This window comes from uncultured Amphritea sp., assembly GCF_937127095.1.
In the GTDB taxonomy this organism is placed as follows: Bacteria; Pseudomonadota; Gammaproteobacteria; order Pseudomonadales; family Balneatricaceae; genus Amphritea.
Genome location: NZ_CAKZLP010000078.1, coordinates 158,620 through 183,492 on the forward strand (window position 1 = coordinate 158,620; position 24,873 = coordinate 183,492).

General features: G+C 49.2%; 20 protein-coding genes. 13 read left to right on the forward strand and 7 right to left on the reverse strand.

What is annotated here, in order from left to right; all coding sequences use genetic code 11:
* Positions 1–61: 61 nt before the first annotated feature.
* The 3 genes from Q0499_RS20965 to pta form a co-directional block, all read right to left on the reverse strand.
* The gene (locus tag Q0499_RS20965) at positions 62–1,492 is read right to left on the reverse strand and encodes a deoxyribodipyrimidine photo-lyase (RefSeq protein WP_299203994.1); all 1,431 of its coding nucleotides are present in this window, start codon (positions 1,490–1,492) and stop codon (positions 62–64) included.
* A 13-nt stretch (positions 1,493–1,505) separates the two neighbouring features.
* Positions 1,506–2,492 carry a DUF523 and DUF1722 domain-containing protein gene (locus Q0499_RS20970; RefSeq protein ID WP_299203997.1) on the reverse strand — a complete coding sequence of 329 codons (987 nt, stop codon included), beginning with the start codon at positions 2,490–2,492 and terminating at the stop codon, positions 1,506–1,508.
* Positions 2,493–2,872: 380 nt separating this feature from the next.
* Positions 2,873–5,014, reverse strand: a complete 2,142-nt coding sequence (gene pta / locus Q0499_RS20975; protein ID WP_299204000.1) for a phosphate acetyltransferase — start codon at positions 5,012–5,014, stop codon at positions 2,873–2,875.
* Positions 5,015–5,768: 754 nt separating this feature from the next.
* Between pta and dctP the strand changes: the two genes are divergently transcribed.
* From dctP to Q0499_RS20990, 3 genes are all read left to right on the forward strand, one after another.
* A complete protein-coding gene (gene dctP, locus Q0499_RS20980) occupies positions 5,769–6,785 on the forward strand; it encodes a TRAP transporter substrate-binding protein DctP (RefSeq protein WP_299204003.1) in 1,017 nt (338 codons plus the stop codon).
* A complete protein-coding gene (locus tag Q0499_RS20985; protein WP_299204006.1) occupies positions 6,785–7,306 on the forward strand; it encodes a TRAP transporter small permease subunit in 522 nt (173 codons plus the stop codon). The genes dctP and Q0499_RS20985 overlap by 1 nt, the downstream gene beginning before the upstream one ends.
* Positions 7,307–7,409: 103 nt before the next feature.
* A complete protein-coding gene (locus tag Q0499_RS20990; RefSeq protein ID WP_299204009.1) occupies positions 7,410–8,732 on the forward strand; it encodes a TRAP transporter large permease subunit in 1,323 nt (440 codons plus the stop codon).
* Positions 8,733–8,938: 206 nt separating this feature from the next.
* Here Q0499_RS20990 and Q0499_RS20995 read toward each other — a convergent pair whose 3' ends face one another.
* Positions 8,939–10,153 carry an MFS transporter gene (locus tag Q0499_RS20995; RefSeq protein WP_299204012.1) on the reverse strand — a complete coding sequence of 405 codons (1,215 nt, stop codon included), beginning with the start codon at positions 10,151–10,153 and terminating at the stop codon, positions 8,939–8,941.
* Between the two features lie 349 nt (positions 10,154–10,502).
* Positions 10,503–11,474, reverse strand: a complete 972-nt coding sequence (locus Q0499_RS21000; RefSeq protein WP_299204015.1) for a LysR family transcriptional regulator — start codon at positions 11,472–11,474, stop codon at positions 10,503–10,505.
* A gap of 106 nt (positions 11,475–11,580) precedes the next feature.
* Between Q0499_RS21000 and Q0499_RS21005 the strand changes: the two genes are divergently transcribed.
* Positions 11,581–11,748 (forward strand): hypothetical protein, encoded by a 168-nt coding sequence (locus Q0499_RS21005; protein ID WP_299204018.1) that lies wholly within the window; start codon positions 11,581–11,583, stop codon positions 11,746–11,748.
* A 108-nt stretch (positions 11,749–11,856) separates the two neighbouring features.
* Here Q0499_RS21005 and Q0499_RS21010 read toward each other — a convergent pair whose 3' ends face one another.
* Together Q0499_RS21010 and Q0499_RS21015 are read right to left on the reverse strand one after the other, a co-directional pair.
* Positions 11,857–12,252, reverse strand: coding sequence for a hypothetical protein (locus Q0499_RS21010; protein ID WP_299204020.1), 396 nt, complete (start codon positions 12,250–12,252; stop codon positions 11,857–11,859).
* Positions 12,253–12,398: 146 nt separating this feature from the next.
* Positions 12,399–13,259 carry a helix-turn-helix transcriptional regulator gene (locus Q0499_RS21015; protein ID WP_299204022.1) on the reverse strand — a complete coding sequence of 287 codons (861 nt, stop codon included), beginning with the start codon at positions 13,257–13,259 and terminating at the stop codon, positions 12,399–12,401.
* Between the two features lie 344 nt (positions 13,260–13,603).
* On the opposite strand from Q0499_RS21015, the gene Q0499_RS21020 reads away from it, so the two are divergent.
* The 9 genes from Q0499_RS21020 to Q0499_RS21060 all read left to right on the forward strand — a co-directional run bounded on the left by Q0499_RS21020 (position 13,604) and on the right by Q0499_RS21060 (position 24,579).
* A complete protein-coding gene (locus tag Q0499_RS21020) occupies positions 13,604–15,343 on the forward strand; it encodes a hydantoinase B/oxoprolinase family protein (protein ID WP_299204024.1) in 1,740 nt (579 codons plus the stop codon).
* Between the two features lie 32 nt (positions 15,344–15,375).
* Positions 15,376–17,463 (forward strand): hydantoinase/oxoprolinase family protein, encoded by a 2,088-nt coding sequence (locus tag Q0499_RS21025; protein WP_299204026.1) that lies wholly within the window; start codon positions 15,376–15,378, stop codon positions 17,461–17,463.
* A gap of 233 nt (positions 17,464–17,696) precedes the next feature.
* Positions 17,697–18,653 carry a helix-turn-helix domain-containing protein gene (locus Q0499_RS21030; protein ID WP_299204028.1) on the forward strand — a complete coding sequence of 319 codons (957 nt, stop codon included), beginning with the start codon at positions 17,697–17,699 and terminating at the stop codon, positions 18,651–18,653.
* 272 nt (positions 18,654–18,925) lie between these two features.
* Entirely contained in the window at positions 18,926–20,284 is a 1,359-nt protein-coding gene (locus Q0499_RS21035; protein ID WP_299204030.1) for an allantoin permease, read from the forward strand.
* A 128-nt stretch (positions 20,285–20,412) separates the two neighbouring features.
* Complete coding sequence (locus Q0499_RS21040) at positions 20,413–21,567, forward strand: porin (protein ID WP_299204032.1); 1,155 nt, start codon at positions 20,413–20,415, stop codon at positions 21,565–21,567.
* A 613-nt stretch (positions 21,568–22,180) separates the two neighbouring features.
* On the forward strand, positions 22,181–23,455 hold the full coding sequence (locus Q0499_RS21045) for an MFS transporter (RefSeq protein ID WP_299204034.1): 1,275 nt from the start codon (positions 22,181–22,183) through the stop codon (positions 23,453–23,455).
* A gap of 269 nt (positions 23,456–23,724) precedes the next feature.
* Positions 23,725–23,964 (forward strand): hypothetical protein, encoded by a 240-nt coding sequence (locus Q0499_RS21050; protein ID WP_299204036.1) that lies wholly within the window; start codon positions 23,725–23,727, stop codon positions 23,962–23,964.
* Positions 23,965–24,068: 104 nt separating this feature from the next.
* Positions 24,069–24,323: a type II toxin-antitoxin system prevent-host-death family antitoxin gene (locus Q0499_RS21055; protein WP_299204038.1), complete on the forward strand. Its 255-nt coding sequence runs from the start codon at positions 24,069–24,071 to the stop codon at positions 24,321–24,323.
* Complete coding sequence (locus tag Q0499_RS21060) at positions 24,316–24,579, forward strand: Txe/YoeB family addiction module toxin (RefSeq protein WP_217667568.1); 264 nt, start codon at positions 24,316–24,318, stop codon at positions 24,577–24,579. Before Q0499_RS21055 ends, Q0499_RS21060 begins: the two co-directional genes overlap by 8 nt.
* Positions 24,580–24,873: the final 294 nt, after the last annotated feature.

Sequence of the window (24,873 nt, forward strand, 5' to 3'; positions counted from 1 at the left end):
CTGAGAGTAAAGGTGCGGCTGAAGTGTGTAGAGTAATTGTTATCTCAGCGCTTCAACGTTCTTAAACTGTCTCCTTAATCGATGAAAAGGCTTCCAGTGCCGCCTGACGTGTCTCTTTCAGATCAAGTATCGGCAATGGATAGGTTGACCCCAGTACTACACCTGCTTTACTGAGCACTGCAGCAGGGGCTTCCCAGGGGGTATGAATGTAACGGTTGGGCAGGTCTGTCAGTTCCGGCAGATAGCGCCGTACATAGCTGCCGTCCGGGTCAAACTTCTGTCCCTGAGTGACGGGGTTGAAAATTCTGAAATAGGGGGCTGCGTCTGTACCGCATCCTGCGACCCATTGCCAGCTGGCGCTGTTGGAAGCAAGATCTGCATCGACGAGGGTATCCCAGAACCAGCGCGCCCCATAATGCCAGTGTTGTAGTTGATTCTTCACCAGGAAAGAACCCACCAGCATGCGCACTCGGTTATGCATATAACCGGTCTGCCAAAGTTCCCGCATGCCGGCATCGATAATAGGGAAGCCGGTGCAGCCCTGCTGCCATTGATGATACTGCTCCGCCTCGTGTTTCCAGGGAAATCGGTTGAAGCGCTGGTTCAGGTTTTCAGTGGTTATGCCCGGGTTATGATACAGCTGATAATAGGAAAATTCGCGCCAGGCGAGTTCCTTTAAAAAGGTATCCAGCGCATCTTCCAGTCCGGGTTTGTTGCCCTGTTGTTGGCTGTAATACCAGATCTGCCGGGGTGATATCTGCCCCCACTGCAGATAGGGTGATAGCGTTGAAGTCCCTTCCAGTGAAGGAATGTCCCGGGCGTCCTGATAATCACTGAGTCGCTCTGAGGTGAACTGTCGCAGCAGTCGCCAGGCGGCATCTTCAGATATATCCCAGTGATCGGTTATTTGGTTTTTCCAGGGGTGGTCCGGCAGCAGTTCCAGCTCTGGCAGACTGTGCTGATATGGAATCTGTTCGCTGAATAGTGTCAGTTTAGGCCTGGAAAGGGGCTCTGCCGGTGGCGCGGCATTCAAACAGCCTTTGCGATAGAACGGCGTAAATACTTTGTAAGCTGTACCATCTGCCTTGCTCACCTGCCAGGGTTCCCACAGCAGTGATCCGTTATAGCTGAACACTTCAACACCCTGGCTTTTTAATGTTTGCTTAATCGAGCTGTCCCGGGCGATTGCGTGAGGTGTATAGCAGCGGTTCCAGTAAATGGCTTGGGCTCCGGTGTCTTTAATCAGTTGTGTTAAGACATCCTGTGGATTGCCTTTAAACAGCCTCAACTGACCTTCAAACTCGTGATTAATACTTTCAAGACTGTGGTGCAACCAGCAACGGCTGGCGGCACCGGTATTCCAGTTGCCCAGCTGGGAGGTGTCATCTATGAAAACAGGAATAACAGCGCCTTGCTGAGCGGCATAGAAAATTGCTGGGTTATCTGCCAGTCTCAGATCATGGCGGAGCCAGACGATTACAGGTGTGGTCAACGTATTTCCTTCTTTAAACCTGGTTGCGAAGTCCTAGGTGGGCTGGATAGGGCTGCAGATAGCGCTGAGCGCGGACATATTCACTGCCATTCTGGTTGATATAGTGCGATAGCAGGGTCATCGGTGTGACCAGATTAACCTCGCCCAGGCGATATTGCTCAAATACGTTGAGGATATCCTGTCGGGCTGAGCTTTCGACACTCTGTTTCAGATAGCCCATGATATGTTGCATGACATTGCAGTGTGAGCCGCGTGATGCGGGCTTATTAATCGCTGTCATGAATTGCTCATGATAGGTCAGCAACAGCTGATCCAGTGGCTCGTTGTGAGCAACGGCGAGCATTTTACCCAGTTCGCGATAGGCGACCTGGTTGTGCGCCATCAACAGATATTTATAACTGCTATGAAATTGCAGCAGGTTGTGAAAGCTGGGCTGCTCGGCGACCTCTTTGCGAAAGTTGTGATGCGCAAACACCCGCATCACGAAGTTTTCTCTGAGTTGTGCATCGTTGAGCCTGCCATCTTCCTCGATCGGGAGATTGGGGTAGCGCTGCATCATGGCTCGTGCGAACAGTCCTGCGCCGCGCTCTTCATGAGGGTGTCCCGATGGCTGATAGACTTTTACCCGTTCCATACCGCAACTGGGGGAATCTTTCTTGAGGATAAAACCATCAAGATGTTCACACCGGTCGAGCATTGACTGGCAAGCGTCCATCAGCTGTTTGCTCAGATCTTTTTCTTGTTCATCGGTGTCGTCAGCCCGTGGTCGGGAAAAGATCAAAGTGGGTCTCTGCGGATCGCCAGTCAGGCGCATTGTGGGCCTGGGGATACCAAACCCGGCAGCAACTTCAGGGCAGAACGGTTGGAATTTAAAGTGCTTTGCCAGCTGATTCTGACAGATGCGTGATTGGCTGTGGCCTCCGTTAAAGCGAACCTGTTCCCCCATGACACATGCACTGATTCCCACGGGTATATCGGTTGTTTCAGATATCCGGTTCATTCTGGCTCCTTTTTAACAGCTTATTTTGCGATTAATACGTATTAACTATAGCAACAGATCAGAGTGTTTTGTTGAGTAAATAGGGTTGCCTGAGTGGCTTGGAGAGAGAATAAGTTGATGGTTAAAAAGCAGACAAAATATCTTGACTGAATTGGTTGGTTATATATAATTGCCTAGTAATTGACTCGGGTATTGAGTCGTTCGTATCGATTATCTGCTCTCTCTCACTCAGATACGACATACCATACGAATTCTCTCCGATGATGTTCACTGCTGTGGCCAATTTTTTCATGCCGTAAGTTTGGATTTAATTGACCTCTTTGGAGCCGCTGTAGATTACAGCGGCTTTTTTTTAACTCCCAGTGCCGCTCAATCGTATCTCAATTACTTTCGCTGGCGCCTGCCTGAATAGCCGTCAGGGCGATGGTGAAAACGATATCGTCTACCAGTGCACCCCGTGACAGGTCATTAACCGGCTTACGCATACCCTGTAACATGGGGCCGATGCTGATTACATCAGCGCTTCTTTGCACCGCTTTGTAGGTTGTATTACCTGTGTTGAGGTCGGGGAAGATAAATACGGTTGCCTGACCGGCCACCGTGCTGTCGGGGGCTTTGGACCTGGCGACACTTTCCATCACTGCTGCATCATACTGTAGCGGACCATCAATCAGCAGGTCCGGGCGTTTCTCCCGGGCGATACGTGTTGCTTCCCGAACTTTTTCAACGTCAGCTCCCTGACCTGAACCTCCGGTCGAATAGCTTATCATCGCCACGCGGGGAGGGATGCCAAAAGCGATCGCCGATTCGGCTGACTGAATAGCAATATCCGCCAGCTGTTCTGCGTTGGGATCAGGATTGATAGCACAGTCACCGTAAATCAGCACTTGCTCTGGCAGACACATGAAGAAAATTGACGAGACCAGGTTGCAACCGGGGGCTGTTTTGATCAGCTGCATCGGTGGCCGGATGGTATTAGCGGTGGTGTGTTCAGCGCCGCTGACCAGACCGTCTACATGCCCCATCTCCAGCATCAGCGTTCCCAGCACAACATTATCCTGCAGCTGCTCTTCAGCGATAATCGCTGTCATGCCTTTGTGCTGCCGCAGTTCAACCAGTCGATCGATATAATCCTTGCGGATGAGCTGAGGGTCGCTAATGGTGACATTGTCATTCAGTATTACCCCCTGATTCTTGGCAATTTGAACAATTTCTTTGGTATTGCCCAGCAGAACGCAGCGGGCGATGCCTCTTTCCGCGCAAACAGCGGCCGCTTTGACGGTTCGTGGCTCATTACCTTCAGGCAGTACAATGACTTTATTCGCCAGGCGGGCCCGTTTGATTAACTGATAACGGAATGCGGGTGGCGAGAGACGGCGCTGATAATTGCAATCCACCAGTGTAGCCAGCCATTCACGATCAATATGTGCAGCCGTCGCTTCTTTAATATCACGAATACGTGGCAGATCATCTGCCCGGGTTTCCTGATTCAGCTGAGTCATCATCATCGCTGTTTGCCAGCTATCCAGTGGGATGCTGAGAATCGGCAAACCGGCCTCACAGGCACCCGCGCATAGTCTTAATACGGCAGTAGACGGGGTGAAGCCTCCGGTGAGTACCAACGCCGCCAGTTCAACGCCATTAACGGCGGCCATGCAGGCAGCAATGACCATGTCATCCCGGTCACCGGGGGTGAATACCAGCGTGCCGGGGCGAAACTCATTCACAGCATTGGCAACCGTTCTGGCACACATGGATATTCTGCTGACTCTGCGCGTAGCAATATCGCCGGTGTTGATAATCGATGCATTCAGATAGTCAGCAATATCTTTGACTCTGGGGGTAATCAGATCACGGTTCCAGGGGATGCAGCCGAGCAGACGGAATTGGTTGTTAAAGATGGTTGCGTGTTCGAGGATAACTTTTTCTGTGAGGCTGTGAGTAACCGTGTTGCCTGTGCTCAGGAAAGCTTGCATCTGCCCTTCACGGTTAACCGGGGCACCCAGTTTGCTGAGGATACAACCCAGCAACTGTTTGTTCTTGATACCGCCGTATGCCCGAGCAGTAATGTCGATATGATCCTGCAGGGCTTCGATGCTGTCGTTACCCGGTGTGGCAACCAGCACTACCTGAGCATCCAGTGCTTTGGCAATCTCCTGATTGATACGGGTCGCATACGGCTGACTTTCGGTATGTACCATACCCTCAATAATGACCACTTCGTTATCAGCAGGCAGGCTCTGTTCATAGCGGGCGACAATCTGTTCGAGAACCTGGTTGCCTTTATCCTGACTGACCAGTTGTTCCACATCGCGAATGGCAACGGGCTCAGCAATGGGCGAGCTGCAGTCCCCCTGCAGCATAGCAATAGTGGTATCGATTCCGTTGCCATTTCCCTGAGCGATGGGCTTAAAAAAATGGACTTTAATGCCCTGGCGGTTCATTGCCTGAAACAGGCCTATTACAGCAGTGGTGAGGCCTGCACCCACACCGGTAGGGGCAAGCAGTAAAGCTTGTGACATCAGAGTTCCTTAAGGTCTTGAATGACCTTTATTCATTCCCGGCACTTTAATCGGGTATTGAGTCAGTTATAGAAAAGGAACCAGATCTGGAAGAGTTGTTATTGACTGGTATGTACGTCGATTCTACGGGGTTGGTGGAAAAAGTTACAGATCTTAATGATTAAAGATTTTAATTTTAATGGTATGCCGCGAAGGGCAGAGTTATGGCGCTGATTGCAGGCTTAATAAGCATTGTTGTTGTCGTATATAAGCCTGTATCCAGTCGGGTGCGGCCATGGGTACTGTGAAAGGGATGGGTATCAAAGTGTTCAGAATAGCTCTCTTTATAGTTATTTTCTATGGTAATTAAAAAAACGATTGCTGTTCTGAATATTGAACAAAGGTGATCCCCTGAAAGGGGTAGTTGCCTCGAAAAATGACTTAGTTAGTCGTTTTAAAATGCATATTTTCTCTATTTATTTACTGATTTATGTCATTAAAACAATGGATTACAGTTTTTTTAGGTGGTTGGTGAGTTTTTCCTATAGAGGCTCATGAATGAGGGAGTAGAGCAATTATTACAAATAGATATGATTTTTTTATGAACAGTTGCGCTTTCTATTTTTAATAAGCAGTGTTAAAAATAACGAACATCTACCGCTTGATAGGTAGATCCGTTATTCAGGTGTTTCGCAGTAAAGGTCAACTAATAGATTGTCTGCGAAATGACGGAAAGCCTGAACCATCAGACTTTATAATAAAAGGAATAGAGATAGTGAAGAGAAGAGATCTGCTTAAAGCTGCTGCAACCGGTATTGCTGCTGCGCCACTGGCCCTGTCATCCACTACTGCGAATGCGGGCGACAATGTTCGCTTACGTATGCAGACTCTGTACGGTACAGAGACTGATGACCTTTACAAAATGTTCGCCGACGATATTAAAACGGTTTCAAACAAAACTGTGCGTATTCAGCGCTTTCGTGGTTCAGAACTGGTACCTAATGACCAGATGCTGGATTCCGTTGCCAAGGGTACTCTGGATATGTGCCAGGGATACGCCGGTTACTGGGCGGGTCAGCTGGATATAGCCAAAATTGAATCAGGTATTCCCGGTGCATGGGCCAGCTATGATGAGGCTATCTACCTGCACCAGAAACAAGGTCTGACTGCGCTGCTGGAAGAAGCATACGCAGAGAAAGGCGTGAAGTACCTGGGTGCTGTCTTCGGTGGACCATACGATCTACTGACAACGAAACCCGTTAAAAGCCTTGAAGATCTGAAAAAAATGAAGATTCGCGCGACTGCAACGGTTGCCGGAATTCTGGAAAAATTTGATATTCCTACTGTATATCTGCCAAGCCAGGAACTTTACATCGCGTTGTCTACCGGTGCGATTGATGGCGTTATCTACGGTGGTTCTCTTGAGTATAAAGCGCTGAAACTTCACGAATCGGCTAAGTACTACACCTACCTGAATATGATCAACCCTGGCTATGCCGACGGAATGCTGATCAATATGAAGAAGTGGGAATCTCTCTCTGAAGATCAGCAGAAGGCGATTGAACTGGCGACGGCTAAGCATGCCGTTAACATGCATGCCTGGAACGTTAATGGTTGCCTGGATGTGAACGGCGAAGGCATCTTTGAGTTTGCATCTCTGCCAGAAGCTGATTCGAAAGCACTGACGGCTGCGGCGATGGATGTGTGGAAAGAAGAAGCGGCTAAATCGCCACGCAATGCCAAGGCAATTGAAGCGATTACAGCGACAGCTAAGGCTACCGGGAGAGTCTGATGTCAAAACTTTCTCAATATCTTGCTTTTCAAGACAGGGTATCTGAGTGGGTAGGCCGGACCTTCAGTTGGATGTGTCTGGCCATGATTGCAGGGCTTTGCTACGAGGTAGGGGCGCGTTATCTGTTTAACAGCCCTACCTCGTGGGCACACGAATCGACCACCATGCTATACGGTACTTTCTGTATTCTGGCGGGTGTTTATACCCATAAGCATCATGGCCATGTTCGCAGTGAAGTGATCTATAACCTGTTTCCTGTTCGGGCGCGGGCGGCACTGGATGTGATTACGGGTTTGATTGGATTAGTTGTGTTTTCGATATTTTTCTATATTACCTTTAACTTCGCCGCAGATTCCTGGGCGATTAAAGAGGTTTCTTCGAAAAGTACCTGGGGACCGATTGTATATCCCTTCAAATCCGTTCTCCCTCTGGCTGTTGGCCTGATGATTTTACAGAGCATCGCTGCGCTGATTCGCAGTGTCATGATTGTGATCGGGATAGAGCCAGAACCTCAAGTCTGATACTGGCGACTCTCCTGATTATCACTCTGTAACTCCCCCCGTCTGATCCGGTAAATACTGTGTTTGCTACCGGTCAGACCTTCACTAAAGCAAAGGTGTATTTGTGTTAGATCTAGATCCCTTAGTGGTTACCTTTGGCATGTTTTTTTCTATGCTGATTCTGTTAGCAATTGGCGCCCCGTTAACCTGGGCGTTGCTGACAGTTGGTGTTGGCTCGGCATATTTTATGTGGGGGCCAGCCGGTCTTGAGCTACTGGCAACCAGTGCTTTCTCGGCGATGGATAATTTCCTGCTGGTTGCTCTGCCTATGTTTATCTTCATGGGGCTGATGTTGCAGCGTTCCGGTATTACCGACGACCTGTTTGATATGATCAATAAGCTGATGGGTGGTATCCCCGGTGGTTTAGGCATGGGTACGGTGATTATCTGCGCGATCATTGCAGCGATGGCCGGTGTTTCCGGTGCCGCTACCGTGAGTCTGGGGATAATTGCCTTGCCATCCATGCTGAAGCGGGGTTATGACAAGAAGCTAGTGACGGGCACTATTATGGCGGGCGGAGCATTAGGCTTTCTAATCCCGCCAAGCGTATTGATGATCGTCTATGCGTTTCTTGCTCGTGAGTCGGTGGGTAAACTGTTTGCAGCAGGGATGATGCCGGGTTTGATGCTTGCCGGAATCTATATGCTCTATATTTTCCTGTTCGCATTGAAAAACCCAGATAAAGCGCCCTCTATCGCCTTGTCAGAACGTCTTGGTGCTTTAGATAAGGTAAAGGCGTTAAAAGCCCTGGTGCTTCCAGGAGCGCTGATCACGACCGTACTTGGTTTTATTGTCGGTGGTGTGACGTCACCCTCAGAGGCATCCGCTATTGGTGCTGCAGGGTCGTTAGTGTGTGCGGCGATCTATAGAACGCTTAATGTGAAGATGCTCAAAGAGGTGTTGATGAGCACCACTCAGCTGATGGGAATGTTGTTGTGGATTACGATTGCAGCGGTATTCTTCAGCAAAATCTATATCGGTCTGGGCGCTGGTATGTTGATTACTGAGTTGGTGGAAGAGTCTAGTCTGTCGCCTTATATGGTGATTGTGGCGATGCTGGCGACCTATTTCATACTGGGAATGTTTCTCGATGATTTCGCCATCGTCTTCATCACAGTGCCGCTGTTTGTGCCGATAGTACAGGAGTTGGGCTTCGATACGGTATGGTTTGCCGTGCTGTTTATCATCAGTATGCAAACCGCCTATCTAACGCCACCCTTTGGCTATAATCTCTTCTATATGCGATCGGTGGCGCCGCCATCGATAACCATCTACGATCTGTATAAAGCGGTGATCCCGTTTATTATTCTACAGATTATTGGTCTTGCATTGGTGGTGATCTACCCGCAGATAGCGCTTTGGTTGCCCAACCTGCTGTTTAACTGATAAAGCGAATGGCATAGCCTGGTTTGAATAAAGTCGCTTAAAAAACCCGATGTCAGTGATGACATCGGATTTTCTAACAAGCCCGGCTCAGGCTCAAATGCTTAAGTGAGCCGCATTGCGCTATAGAATGGGCTCACTCGCAGCGGCTGATAGCGATGAATAACAAAGAGACTCCCGACATCCGGTCTTAGGAGAGCCTATCAGAATTATGCTGTTGCCATCCTTAAACGTGGGACTGGTTTGTCATTGATTGGAAGGTGAATCAATGCAGAGATAAACGCCAGCACGACCGCTGACCACCAGATTGGTTCGTATGAGCCGTAATAATCATAGATAACACCACCGGTCCATGCTCCCAAAAAGCTGCCAACCTGATGAGAGAAAAACACCAACCCGTATAGGGTCGACAGGTAACGAGCACCAAAAATCTGACGAACTAGACCCGATGTAATGGGCACCGTTCCTAACCAGCAAAAACCGATAGCCGCGCCGAAGATACCAGCAGTCAGTTCTGTGGTAGGTATTAACACAAAAGCAGCAATCACAGCCGTGCGCACGAAGTACAGTGCTGACATCACATAATGTTTGCTATAGCGGTCTGCCATAGCGCCCCAGAAGTATGACCCCATGATGTTAAAAATGCCCACATAAGCCAGCGCCATGGCAGCTGTTGAAGCAGGCAGGTTTTTATCTAACACATAGCTGGGAAGGTGAGTGGCGATAAACATGACATGGAAGCCACACACAAAAAAGCCAATATGAATCAACCAGTATCCTTTGTGCGTAAATGCTTCTTTCAACGCCTCTTTTAGCGTTTGCAGGTCTTCGTGTACCCTGTGTGCGGTCTTTGTTTCTTGCTTTGCCGTATTGATGAATAATGCAAACACCACAATAAAACTACACATGACCGCGAATATCTGCATGGCACTTTGCCAATCATAAATACTCAACAATGTTTGTGTCCCGGGGATCATCGCAAACATGCCAAATGACCCGGCAGCCGTGGTCAGGCCAAAGGCTTTAGCGGCATGCTCCGCGGGTACCACTTTGGCTACCGCACCCAGTACGATCACGTAGCTGGTGGCACTTAAGCCAAGACCTACAAGCATCCCCAGTGATAGGTAGATCATGGTCGGTTCGACGGTGATCGACGTTAAGTACAGACCCAGAGCGTAAGCGATAGCGCCTGAAATGATGATGCGCTTCGGCCCCCAACGGTCGGCGGCCATACCGACAAAGGGCTGGAACGCGCCAAAAAGCAAGTTTTGCAATGCAATGGCAAAGCTGAAGAACTCGCGTCCCGTGTGGAAGTAGTCGGAAACAGGCATCATGAAAATACCAAAAGATTGCCTGATCCCCAGGCTGGTAATCAAAATCCCTATACCCAGCCAAACCAGGAATGGAAACCGGAAAGTAAACATAAATTGCTCTTAAAAATGCCAGGGGTATGAGGGTGCTTTTCATTTACGCCTATGGGGCGTGGCAATCTCAGTGCCTTAGCGATAGTGGATCGAAACAAGCGCTTATATGCGCTCAACGACGAAATGGGCGCGAAGTGTAAAGAGTATTTAAAGGTGACTCAAATGATAAAAAGGGAAGTGATCTATGCAAATTATACATAGATTAAATTAGCTATGGGGAATAGCACTGCATTGGGGAGTGGATGGTGCAGTTGAATCGTAAAGTAGCTCCATGCCGAATGTTACCGCGTCTATTAAGATGCCCGGATGCTTAAGATGCACATGGGATGAACTCACCCTGCTTTGATCATTAACCAGGCGCAGCCATGGCATCCGCTTCTGTATCCAGTCCCATCTCTACCACACGCTTAGCGATTAGCTTGCCACACTCTTCTTTTACAACACCTCTCAACCATTCTTGTGCCGGTGAATGTTCACAGCGAGGGTGCCAGATCATGGAATAATCAAACGGTGTAAAATGAAAGGGCAGCGGTTTTACCATCAGGTCATAACGTTCTGAAACTAAGTAGGCTAAATCGGCAGGTACCGTGATAATTAATGGCATTGTATCCACAATCGCCAGCGCCGCTTCTAAATGATATGCCCTCAGAACCATGCGCCGTTCAGGCTTATCTTCCAGTGCCTGTTCAATAAGAGATTTAACCCCGTCGCTAATGGCAATCATTGCATGAGGAAAATTCAAATAATCATCCAAACACATCTGTTTATTAGCTAACGGATGTTGTTTGGATAATAGGCACGATACCCCAACACGACCCAGTCCACCGTACTGTAATGGTTCAATAGAGTGAATTGGGCGGCAAATAGCTAAGTCAGCCCGGCCGTAAGTGAGTTGCTCTTTCAAGTGCTCATCTTGTAGCGGTAAAAACTCAAACGCGACATTAGGTGCTTCCTGATATATGCGGGGTAAAGCGAAGGGTAAAATAGTTTGCATTGCATAATCAGTGGTTAGAATTGTGAATGTTTGATCACAGGACTTGGGGTCAAAATCAATGGGAGATAAGAGCTGTCTTAGAGACCCAATAGGTTCATCTAAAGCCCTGTTCACTGATAAAGCTTTCTCTGTAGGTACCAGGCTCTGCCCCTGGCGTGTAAATAAAGGGTCAGACAATAAACTGCGCAATCGCCCCAGAACCCGACTCATTGCGGACTGGCTCAGGTTTAAACGAGCTGCTGCTCTGCTGACACTGCGTTCCTCAACCAGAACTTGCAACGCGACTAACAGATTTAAATCGCGACGATAAATCTCTTCTACTTTCATACCCAGCCTTAAGCACGCTAACAATATTGACAGTGTAACCAATAAAATACGGAAAACATCTTTAAGTTGGGAGCCTTTTATTCTGGCATCATCCGCCAGCGTATTGATGATTGTCTATGCATTGCTGGCACGGGAATCGGTGGGTAAGTTGTTTGCAGCCGGATTGATGCTTGCCGGTATCTATATGCTGTATATCTTCCACTTTGCGCTGAACAAGCCGGGAAAAACAGCGTCGATTACGCGTTGGTTGCCTAACCTGCTGTTTAACTCTTAAACTGATCGGCATAGCCTGATTTGAACAAAGCCGCTTTCTGAGCGGCTTTTTTATTGAATAAGAATATGATGGGTTTTGAGTTTTGGCACTCAGCTTATCTCGATGGGGTTAATGGCGGTGAGTCGACTGCAGTGCGTTCAGCCAGCGGGTGCCATCGTCTTCATTATAAAAGATGCGGAAGTTGATGCCATGCATCATGGCCGATTGTTCAACAATGGTATTCTCTTTGCGGTTGTCTGCATTCATATCAACATAGGCGATGGCTAATTCCGGCCACAGCCACTCCTGAACGCCCTCGACAATATTAAAGGTATCTATCATGTCCCGAGTGCCTGTCAGGTGGAATACGGCGAGTATCAGGTTAATCCCTTTTGACTGACACCGCTGTGCTACGATCTGCCACATCCTGAGGGACTCGCGGGTAACATCTATCCCGTTTCTTGAGCCATGAACCTCAACACGCAGGTAGTCACGGCATTCTGAGATGGTGTATTGATATGCCATTTAGTTCTCCGTTGGATCATCAGTCTTTGAAAGCCTGTCACTCAGAGACATGACTGTAAAAACTTTCAGATTCCGATGCGCTTTGCTCTTCGATCTGAAATATAGCGGAAGCATGGCAGTAACAACAAGTTGAAATGGTAAATAGTTTATCGTCCGGGGGGCGGTCTAAGATAGTCTGACAGAGGGTCCGGCGGTGAGTCTGGTGTCATCATCCGCAGTGAATCAATAAACAGATGGAACATCTCTGCCTGGGAATTAATATCCAGCTTAGCGTAGATGTTTTTACGATGGTGTTTAATCGTTTCCGGGCTGATCTCCAGTTTCTCAGCGATATATTTCACCGCGTAACCGCGTAATATCAGCTGCAATATCTGGGTTTCTCGCTGGGTGAGTACCGAGCTGCCGAAATGGCTCAGGGCGCATTCGAGGTGAGAGTCCAGAAAATGATCTTTCTGTTCGGTTTGTGAGCTGTCCCACCACTTTAACAGGATCGCCTTAACCGTTGAGAAAACCCGCTGAATCAGACCCTGCTGGGCAGCGGTAAACTTAGGTTTATTATCCTGGCGGCTGATTGATACCTGGATGCTGGCGCTTTTAGTCGGAATGATCAGGCAGATCTCATCGCCAAAATTGACCAGACGGTAGTAAACCCGATAGAACTCGCTTTGTTTAAAGCCATCCGGGGCGACGTCAGAAAGGCTATATACCCCTTCTGCAGTACCGTCCGTTGCAAGACGATAGAAAGGGTCCAGCAGGTAAGCACTTTCCAGATACTGGTCGATATGGATACGTGGGTCTTCCCCTTTGCGGCGTTTACGCGATGGGCAGTAGGGCTGTCGGCCTTCAGGATAAACAATCAGAGAGCTGCCATCCGCATCAACGATCCGGCGCAGGGTATCCATCAGATTATCAACGGCTTCGTCATTCACCCCGTGGGTGATAATACCCGCGATGGCGTCATGCCAGAGCATAAGGGGCTGTTTAGCTACACGATGAAACTTCGACAAATCAGCAAACCTTAATCAGCTATGTTTTGAATGCCTAATTAAAGCCTGCTTTCTGTGTGGAGACAAGAGGCGTAGTGGTTGAAAGCAAAAGAAGTCATTTTCCTCTATAAAACCCTGTTTTGCTTATCACTATTGCTGAAAATCAGTTCATTGGTGGACTTATCCTGCCTTTACACAAGCCTTTCTAAAAAGACGCGCCCTGTTCTCGGAGATACAAAGATTAAGTCGCCGCCTATCAATAAATTCATCAGCTGGGTTCGTAGACTGTTTGTTATCCGTTTGCTCCTGTCCACTGAAGTAGATAGGGCAAACCCGATTCACAGAAAAACAATAAGGGGTACAACATGTCTACCAGTGTCGATCCAATCACACTCGCCGTTGTCCGCGGTGCGCTGGAAACAGCGCAACGGGAGATGACGCTGACATTAGAGAAAACTGGTCGTTCCAGTGTTTTTAACCTGGCTCATGACTACAGTAATGCGCTGTTTGACCACTTTCCAGAGATGATTCTGCAGGGGCAGGATATCCCGATTCATCTGGGCTCGCTAATTCCTGCCATGAAAGAGGTGGCTAAGTTTTTCGGTGACGATATCTACGAAGGTGATGTTATCTATCACAACGACCCCGCCTATAAAGGTAGTCATATACTTGACTGCTGCATGTACAAGCCCGTTTTTTATAAGGGTGAACTGGTGTTCTGGACTGTCTGTAAAGGGCATCTTACGGATATCGGTGGTCCGGTTCCTGCAGGCTATAACCCGGATGCGAAAGAGATCTATGCCGAGGGCTTGCGGATTCCCCCGGTGAAACTCTGGGATAAGGGTAAGCGCCGGGAGGATGTGGTTAACCTGCTGCTCACGAACATGCGTGCCCGTCGTGATCAGGAAGGTGACCTTAATGCTCAGTACGGTGCCTGTCGGGTAGGCGAGCGCAATCTGATCGCGCTGCTGGATAAGTACGGTGTAAAACAGATTCAGGCTTGTATTGCCGAACTGAAAAATATGGCTGACCGGCAGATGCGCTCGTTGATAGAAGCGGTTCCTGATGGTGAATACTTTGGTTCTGCCGTACTGGAAGATTCTGGTCATGGCTTTGGTGAGATGGAGATCACCTCGAAAGTGACGATCAAGGGTGATCGGCTGCACATTGAAGTGCAGAGCCCGCCGCAGATTCCCTATTTTATTAACTCCTATGAGGGCAACTCGATGTCAGGTGTATACCTGGGGCTGATGATGTTTGCTCAACTGCCACCCCCCTATAACGAGGGACTGTATCGTTGCGTGTCGGTGGATCTGGGGAAGAAAGGCACTCTCTGTAATGCCCAGGAGCCCGCGCCCCATGTGAATTGTACTACCACGCCGATGGAGACTCTCACCGATGCCGTTCGTAAAGCACTTGAACAGGCTGCTCCGGAGCGGGTGGCTGCATCCTGGGGTCATGCCAGTGGTATCAATATTGCGGGTATTGATCCCCGTACCGGCGAGCAGTACGTGACTATGGTGCTGGCATCGATTATCTCCGGTGCCGGTGCAACTCAGGTGATGGATGGTTGGCACGCCTGTGGGCCTCTGTGTTGCTTTGGTGCGCTCAGTTCCGGCGATATTGAGCTGTTGGAATACTCCTATCCGATCATTATTCGTCGCTATGGCCTGATTCAGGACAGTGGCGGTGCAGGTATGTATCGGGGTGGTTCCGGTACGGTGTGGGAAGTTGAGCCGATTGATCATGATATGACTGTAGTGGCTTTTGGTGAGGGTCGTCAGATCCCAACCATGGGTGCTGCCGGTGCTGAGAATCAGTTGATCGAACCAAAGCTGGGCAAACTGGTTGTGAAAGCTGATGAGGAACAGGTTTACAAGGCAAATACCATTCTCACCGTTAAACCTGGCCAGCGGGTTGCCAACTATAACCCCGGTGGTGGCGGCTTTGGTGATCCGATGAGTCGGACGCCTGCTGCGGTACTGTCTGATTATCAGAACGGCCTGGTCTCTCTGGAAGGGGCTTCACAAGAGTATGGCGTCGTGATTGACCCTCGCTCAATGAGTGTTGACCAGCAGGCCACTGCCGCACTGCGTCAGCAGTAAACCGATTATAAGAACAACTAAGGAACGGAATTATGCGTAATAAATACCGTCTGGGTATCGATGCCGGTGGTACCTTTACAGATTTTGTACTGGCTGAAAACAACGGTGAGCTACGGGTGTTCAAAAGCCCTTCCACTCCACAGGATGGCACTATCGCTATCAAAGCGGGTCTGGCACAGATGTCAGAAGCGGTGGGGCGCTCGATTGAAGAGATCGTCCAGGATTGCGATCTCTGTATCAATGGGACAACGGTTGCCCTGAATGCTTTGATCGAGAAAAAAGGTGTAAAAGTCGGCCTGCTGTGTACCGCTGGCCATGAAGATAGTCTGGAGATTCGCTTGGGTCATAAAGAGGAGGGTTATCGTTACGAAGCTGACTTTCCGCCGGCCCATATGATTGTGCCGCGACATCTGCGCCGACCAATTAATGAACGGGTTATTGGTACCGGCGAAGTCGATCAGCCGCTGGTTGAACAGGAAGTTCGTGATGCGGTCAGCTATTTCAAAGATCAGAACGTCGAAAGTGTGGCGATCTCATTTGTCTGGGCAGTGCGCAATTCTGCCCATGAAAAACGTGCCAAAGAGATTGTACAGGAGATGATGCCTGGCGTGTTTGTCTGTACCGGTAGCGAAGTTTATCCGCAGGTGCGTGAGTATACCCGCACCTCTACCACTGTGGTGAATGCCTATTTAAGCCCGGTGATGCGGCGCTACGTGCAGAAAATCGATGACTACTTTAAATCGCTGGGAGCAAAGTATCCGGTGCGCTATTTCCAGTCTAATGGTGGTCTGGCGATCGGTGAAGCGATGCAGGGGCGAGCAGTCAATGCGATTAACTCAGGCCCGGCATCTGCACCTCAGGCGGGCCTGTTTGTCGGTCAGCCGTTTGGTATCAATAATGTAATTACTGTAGATATGGGCGGCACCTCTTTTGATATCACTCTGACCAAAGATGGTCAGACTAACCTCAACAAGAATATCGATTTCCTACGCTATCGTATCGGTGTGCCGATGATTCAGGTGGAAACCCTGGGGGCAGGTGGAGGCTCACTCTGTCAGGTGGATCAGTACGGTATGTTGCAGGTCGGTCCTGAAAGTGCCGGTGCCACACCGGGGCCAGTATGTTATGGCAAAGGCGGTACTATTCCGGCAGTCACTGATGCCAATTTAGTACTGGGCTATCTTAATCCCGATGCGATTCTCGGCGGTACCATCAATCTGAACCGGGATGCGGCTATCGCGGCAGTCAAAAAGCATGTAGCTGATCCACTGGGTATCAGCGTTGAGAAAGCCGCTTACGGTATCAGCACAATTGTAAACCTCAATATGGTGAATGGTATTCGTCGGGTTTCCATCGAACGGGGCTATGATCCACGTGACTTTGCCCTGCTGTGTGCCGGTGGTGCTGCTGGGATGCATATCACCGCATTGGCAGAGGAGATCGGCAGCACTACGGTGCTGGTGCCAAAAGTGTCATCTGTATTCTGTGCATTTGGTCAGATCATCTCTGACGTGCGTTATAACTACCTGGCGTCAGAACCCATGCGACTTGATGGCGATGCTAACCTGGACGCACTGAATGCCAAGTTTGAAGATCTGGAGCAGCAGGGGCGAGAGCATCTGCTCTCTGATGGATTTAACCCGGACGATATCAGTTATACCCGCAGCGTCGAGATGCGTTACGTAGGTCAGATCCACGAGTGTAATGTGGAGATCTATCCGGGCAAAATCTGTCGTGAAAAGATGTCAGCTATTCTGGATGACTTTCACAAGCGTCATGAGGAGTTGTATACCTATTCAGAACCGCACAACCCAGTGGAGTTGGTAAACATTGAATCGACTATGGTCGGCAATGTCGCTAAGCCAAATTTTAAAACACTGGAGTTCCAGGGAGGTAAAGCTGAGGATGCACTGATTGGCTATCGTCCGGCGTTGTTCGATGACGATGGTCACTGGATTGATACTGCTGTCTATTCCGGTCCTAAGCTGGATGTGGGTATCGAGATCACTGGCCCTGCAGTAGTTGAGGAGCCCACCACCAACATCGTTGTGCGTCCGGGCTGGAAATTAGTGCTTGAACCGAATCAGTGTTATCGACTGACTAGGGCCAGCCTCTCATAAAGTTGCATAGACTGACCGCCCTAAATCCACGTTATTTCTAGCATATGGGCGCCAGATCAATTCACTATCCTGATGGCAGGATATTCGGTCAGGTACGTTACCGGCGTATCTGGCTGCTTTTTTTAAGTCTGATAAGGAGATTGAAAGAGAAAAAGGCTGTTTGCCCATACTGAAATCAGGGATACAATAGAAAAACATATGGACTCAATAATTATAAAGAGAGGCGTTCATATATGAACAATTGTTACAGTACTCATCTGCTGCCCCAGCGAGAGCGTCAGGATTATTGGAGGGGGGTGATTGAAAATGCCTACTTTCCTCTGGAACTGGATTTTCGTAATCCAAGCGAATTTCACGGACATCTGAGTCAGTGGCAGATGGGACGGTTAGGGATATCGCGGATGGAAAGCTCCGCGACCTGTTTTAAGCGAATGGAACAGCAGATCGATGAATCAGAACCCTACTTTCTGATCACTATTCCGGCACATGATCAGGTCCGTTTTGCTCAGGCGGATCACACCATCGTGTGTAATCCGGGTGCATTTATTCTGGAACGTAGCGATCTGCCTTACGAATTCAGCTATAGCAAAGATAACGCCCTCTGGGTGGTCAGGGTGCCTGTATCCCAACTGCAGACCCGCATTCGTCAACCTGAACGTTTTCTCTATATGGAGTTTGATAAAAGCAAGGGGATGGGGAACGTCTTCTTCAACTTCCTCAGAACCATGGTACAACAATCCTCCTATACCGATGACAATGCCCACGAAATTCTCGGTAGTCAGCTGATCGACCTGCTGGCCCACAGCATGGAAAACGACGACCGCGTGCTGATGAGTAATGAAGCAAATCTGCGCAATGTCCATCTGCATAATATTGAAGCGTTTGTTCGGGAAAATATTCAGCGTTCAGAACTCTCCCCGGATATGATCGCCTTCGCCTGCCAAATATCCACACGCTATCTGCATAAACTGTTTAAAGATTCCGATCAGACCGTCAGTCAGTGGATCAAAGAGCTGCGTTTACAATCGGCCCTCAATGATATTCGTGGTGATATCCGGCATACCACCCTGGCAGAGATCGCCTATCGTTGGGGCTTTAACGACCAGGCACATTTCTGCCGTCTGTTTAAGTCACGGTTTGGCTGCACGCCGAAGGAGATGAGATGCGCTTCGCTTAAGGGTAACCGCTAGTTGGCACATATCTTTCTTGCTAAGAGCTTTCTGTAATAGCCGCCTCCAGCGGCGAAAATAATTACTTTTTCAAATAGGTTAACACTTCAGTCTGTTCAGCAGCGCGAAGCATTGCAGTCTCGCGCCTGGTAAGACACATAGTGAAGTCTTCAAGCAGCACATTCGCTGTAATACAAATCCCAATTCACCCATCGTCAATAATCTCTTGCGTGGTTCTCTTACTCTGAGTTGATCCCGAATCAGGGAAATATCAACAATAAGAGAGAGTTGTTATGGCTGGTAATATAAAAACAAACAGTGGCTCGGCCACTCTGTCGGTGCCCCGCGAGGAGCGGATGACCCGTGGCTCGCTGAGTATGGCCTGGTGGGCGATCTGCAGCGCGATGTTCTGGCTGGTGGTGTCTGCGACCCTGGCGATGAGTTTCGGTACCATTAACACACTGATCGGCCTTGCCTTATCAGTAGTGACTTACGGTCTGATCAATGCGGTGATAACCCGTTATGCGATCCGCACCGGCCTTTCCGTAGCGCTTTTTTCACGGGTGCTGTTCGGTAAGGTTGGCGCCACGTTGGCAACCCTGATCTTCTTCGCGACGGCGATCTATTACTCGGTGTTTGAAGGCTCTGTGATCGCGGTGGCGATTCAGGCATATTTCCCTTCACTGAGCATCGAGTTAGCCTATCTTATAGTGGTGCTGTACAGCGTGCCGCTGGTATTTGGCAGTGTACAGAGCTGGCTGGATAAATTTAACGGTATTCTGCTGCCGTTTTACATTCTTGGTCTGATCGCGGCGGTAGCCGTATCGATTAATGAATACGGCTACAGTGATGCCTGGCTTAATCTGGGACCGGAAGGCGGTGATCCTGAGAATGGTTGGTGGAACTGTTTCACCTACTTTATGGGTGTCTGGATTCTGATGATGTACACCTGGGACTACGCTCGCTTTGGTAAAGAGGATGATTCTCGCTTTCATGCCAATATCAACTTTGGTATGCCGTTCTATCTGTTTACCTTTATGATTAATGGCATGGTCGGTATCTTTCTGGTGGCGACGATTCCAGCTGAAGGAGGGCTGTCCGAAGTATCGGTGGTACTGGCTATTCTGAAATTGATGGGTATCTGGGGATTGCTGTTTGTATGGGTGAGTCAGACACGTATCAACACGGCTAATTTCTACCTGGCTGCGGAAAATATGCAGGCGTTCTTCGAACGTTTTGGCCTGAGCTCTGTACCGCGATTTTTCTGGGCGATTGCGGTGGGCGCGGTGGTATATACGCTGATGCTTTTGAATGTGTTCAGCTTTATTCTGCAGGCATTGGCCTATCAGGGTATCTTTGTGGTGGCCTGGGTAGCAATCGCACTGGCGCATATCTTCTCTCCTAAGTATGACGAGTTGTTTGGTGGGCATATTGAATGTTGTCCCCAACGGGTCACTTCGTTCAACCCTTGCGGTTTGATCGCCTGGTTTTCCGGTGCCGGCCTGGGGATCATTATCCTGAACTATGCCAATGCCTCGCTGGCACTGTTCTCCGCGCCGATTACTTTCTTTGTTTCGTTTTGTGTGTATCTGCTGCTGCTCAATAGCGCAAAACATCACTGGTTTGTCAAAGATGAAACGCTAACCAACTAAGTTTTCTCTACAGGCTGCAGCGGTTGCTGCAGCTGATCTTTTCCAAAATAGCCACCTGTAATGTCGTCCTGGCAGGGCAGGTTGCACCCTGAAAAATTTTAAAAATAACAAACATGAAGGTAACTATAATGAAAAAAATGATTTCCGCTCTGGTTCTTGCTGCAACGGCTGGACAGGTTCAGGCACTGACCATTCAGGCTGGTGACTGGACCCTGGGTGTTTCTGGTAACGTAAATAGCCATGCTGTTTTTGCAGAGTGTGATGACTCCGGTAATCAGGTGGATGCGAATGCGTTACTCTGTACTGGTGAGAATGCGTCGTCTGTCTCTAACGGCTATATTCCCGCGTCTATTATGTGGACAGTGGCAACCCAGCAACAGGGTTATGACATTTCGGCTAATATTGCACTCGAGCCAGGCCTTACCACTAACGCGGCATTTAATGGACAGGATGACGATCAGGCGATCAGGGCTTTCCTGTTAGCAAAAAAAGAGGGGATGGGTACGATTAAGGCGGGTCGAGATTACGGTGTGTTTGCTCTCGATGTGATTCTGGCTGATATGTCATTAATTGGCGTAGGAGCTCATGGACTAGTTAAGAGCCCGCTGAATACCAGCTTCGGCAGTGTGGGTTATGGCTATATATTTACTGATCGGATCTCGCAGATTAGTTTTGCAAAACCTCTGGGTGAACATGTTGAAGCAACTATTGGTGTGTTTCAGCCGCTGGATCTGATCACGCTGGGGGCTGGTGTCAGTACTACCGGTGACAGTGGTTCCTCACTGCCAGGCGTGCACGGTAAGTTGCGTTATAACAGCGATAATGGATTTGTCTCCGCCAGTTTTCTCTCACAGACCGTTAAGGCGGGGAGTGCCGATTATACCGGTAATGCAGTTGATCTGACCGCCAGCTACAAATTCAACGATCTGGGTGTGGTCGCATCCTGCTTTACTGCGGATGGCGTGGGTACCGCAGGTCTGTTTATCGATGCGGCAGATATCAACGGTGAAGCGCGTCGTTCAAAAGGCTGCTTTGGTCAACTGACCTATCAGAGTGATGCAACAAAGTACGGTATCAGTCTCGGACAGACTCGTCTGGATAAAACCTCAGCCGATCCTGATACACTGATGAAAAGCCAGACGAAAGCGACCATCGGTGCTTATCACAATCTGACAGATAACCTGCTGATGATCGCTGAATATTCCCGCTTCAATGCGAAGAGTCATCTTGACGATGAGCTGGAAAACAGCAGTGTCAATCTGGGGCTGGCGTTCTTCTTCTAAAACATTCTAAAAGTATTCCCCTTCCTTTCAGGCTTACTTCGGTAAGCCTTTTTTATAGTGGGTGCTGAGTGAATCATCAACTGATGATGAGGTGTGCAGCAGTTCTGCGCTATGGGGGTTAGGTTATATCGTACAACCCCGTTCTATTTGCTGATTGGTTTGCCTTTCTGCTTTTGGTGGTGAATTTTTGCAGGAAACAACGAAAGCGCCTTTACCAATGTGGACTCAGGGAATGCTGAAGCGAATATAACCGACTGTTGATGCTCTGTGCTTAGGTGACTCCAACGATTAACGCTGATAGCCTCAAGTAGTTTGGTGGATTGGATGCCCGATAGCAGGCTGTTATAGCCACTGATCGAGTGATTGGAAATGACGGTCATTAGGTGGCTTGCTTCTTGCAATTCAAACAGGTCGTCAGCGTGACAAGTCTGGTCGTGAACGTGAAAGAGTATTGGGGTTGGTTGCTTTACGCTTTTCTCTGTTGGTCAATTTAAGGTGGTGATAGCAATGCATAATTATGTGCACGGCACTCACTTTAAAACGCCCTGAGTTTTAACATCAGAAATATATATCTGACGTATTTTGTAAACGGAACGTTTAGTAAGGACGTTATATGATTCAAGTACTCTCCAGGGTCTGGCCTCTGCTGCTTGGTATTGTGTTCATCATGCTGGGCAACGGTATGCACTTTACCCTGATCGGCCTGCGTGGTGGGATTGAGGGGTTTTCAGCTCTGGAGCTGGCCATCGTCACCTCGGGTTATTTCATGGGTTTTCTGTCGGGCGCACGTATCTCTCCGCGGATGATCCGGCGGGTGGGGCATGTGCGTGTTTTTGCGGCGTTGGGGAGTTTCATGTCGGCGGGGCTGATTACATTCCCGCTGTTAACCGACCCCTGGGCCTGGACAGTGCTACGGGTGCTGATTGGCTTTTGTATGTCGGGCGTTTATGTCACCGCCGAGAGCTGGCTGAATAACGCCGCCACCAATGAGACCCGTGGTACGGTGTTGTCGGCCTACATGATTGCCCAGACACTGGGTATCATCGGCGCGCAGGGGTTACTGACGCTGGGTGATGCGGGAACCTCCGTGCTCTTCATTGGTGCTTCGATTCTGGTATCGATATCGTTTGCGCCTATCCTTCTCGCGGCGACCTCAGTCCCAGCGGCCGAGGTCGCGCGACCGATGTCCCTGCGTGATCTTTTCAAGGGCTCACCGCTGGGCACCGTGGGAATATTCCTGCTGGGTATCGTCTATGCCACACAATCGGGCATGGCCGCGATTCTCGGCACCCAGATAGGGCTGACAGCGACGCAGATCTCACTGTTTGTGGCGATGCTGTTTGCCGGTGCGCTGGTACTGCAATACCCCATCGGCTGGCTATCGGACCGGGTGGATCGGCGCAAGCTGATCTTCGGCGCGGCCGCTATTGGTGCAGCATCCTGCCTGCTGGGGTGGGTTACCGGCGGCAGCCTGTGGTCGCTGATGGCAGCCGCCTTCTTCGCCGGTGGGGTGACAACGCCGCTATACGCCCTATTGCTGGCCTATACCAATGATTATCTTGCTGCAGAGGATATGCCCGCGGCTTCCGGGGGGCTGGTTTTCACCTTCGGGCTGGGCGCTATCGCCGGCCCGCTGGTCACCGGCTGGGGGATGGAAACGTTTGGCCCGTTCACCTTCTGGCTGGTGTTGTGTGCGACGTTCGTTGCCATCGCGCTCTATGCACTGTATGCGCTGTATCACATGAGCAAACGTTCAGTTGTGTCGGTGGAGGATACCGAAAGCTACCTGTCTGTGCTGCCCACCGCCTCACCGGTGGCGGTGGAAGCGGCAGGCACCTGGGCCGCCGAGCATGCCCGGGATGAGGCTGAATCCCAAGAGGATAGGTAACAAGGTATCAGCTTTAGGTTTCAGATCTTATTGGTAGGGCGGGGCTTCAGTGTGCTTACGTGGAGGCCCTTTTATCAAGCGATGTTGGACGGATTAAACGTTGACTAAAAGCGATGTGAAATGAGCAACCTGTTTGCGCCACAGGGCAGTGCAGAGATCATTGTCGCGACAGACCAATGACCGGAGAACTTATCATGGAGACCCCTTTACTGTGAATAGACTATCGGTGGTCCAGTTATAAGGCCAATGGTCAGGGGGAGGCTATAAAAATGTGGACACCTCATGCTGTTTATCATGCGCTTGGAGAAACAGTTGCGGCGCGTACTCTAAGCTATAGAAAGCTTTTCGCAGGTCACCTTGATGATCATATTCTTACCCAGATACGGGATGCATCTAATAAAGGTTTAGCTTTAGGGAATGACCGGTTTAAAGAAGAAATCGAGTCATTATCAGGTCGACGCGTGATTGCCTTGAAGCGAGGTCCAAAGCCTAAAAATGAAAAGCTATAGTTGTTACACAGACCCTAAATAGACCTAATTGACATGTTCATCATATTGTACATGTTAGGGTTCAAGGCTATACTTGTCCTGTAAAGCGTACATGTGGAGGTTCTATGAGAATTGTGTCTTTTACAGAAGCAAGAAATAGCCTGAAAGCGGTATTAGATTCCGTCGTTAATGACGCAGATACGGCGGTTATTACTCGCCGTGATTCGGAAGATGCTGTTGTTATGTCGTTAGACTACTACAACAGTCTGATGGAAACGGTGCACTTGCTGCGTTCACCGGCAAATGCTGAGCATTTGAATCGCTCAATTGAACAATTCAAAGCCGGTAAGGTAACCCGCAGAGACTTGATTGATGAGTAGTCGTTTACTGTCATGGACTGACGAATCCTGGAACGATTACCTGTATTGGCAAACCCAGGACAAAAAAACTCTTAAACGAATAAATAAGCTTATAAACGACGTTAAACGCTCACCTTTTGAAGGTATTGGTAAGCCAGAGCCTTTAAAGGAAAATCTAGCGGGTTTCTGGTCTCGGCGTATAGATGACACGAATCGATTGGTCTATGCAGTTGATGATAATGCGATTACGATCATCTCGTGTCGTTATCACTATTAGATTCAGCTAAAGGGTTCCAGCCCTTTAATCAGGACTTAGTGGGCAAAAGTGAACGGACCAACGGGAACAGATCTATTTTTCCCTAAAAACCTTTTGCTCTGGCTTTTACCTCGGTGCCCTCTGTGTTCTCTGTGGTGCAATGCGCTCTTTCACAGAATAGCTCCCGCCGCTGACGTTGAGAAAAACAAGGTGTTCTGTCGCGAGCTAAAGGGGTCATGAGCTAAAGGGGTCAAAGCCGAATGGCACTTACTTAAGCAATAGATCAAGATTGAAGAGGAGGGAAAGGCCGGTTTC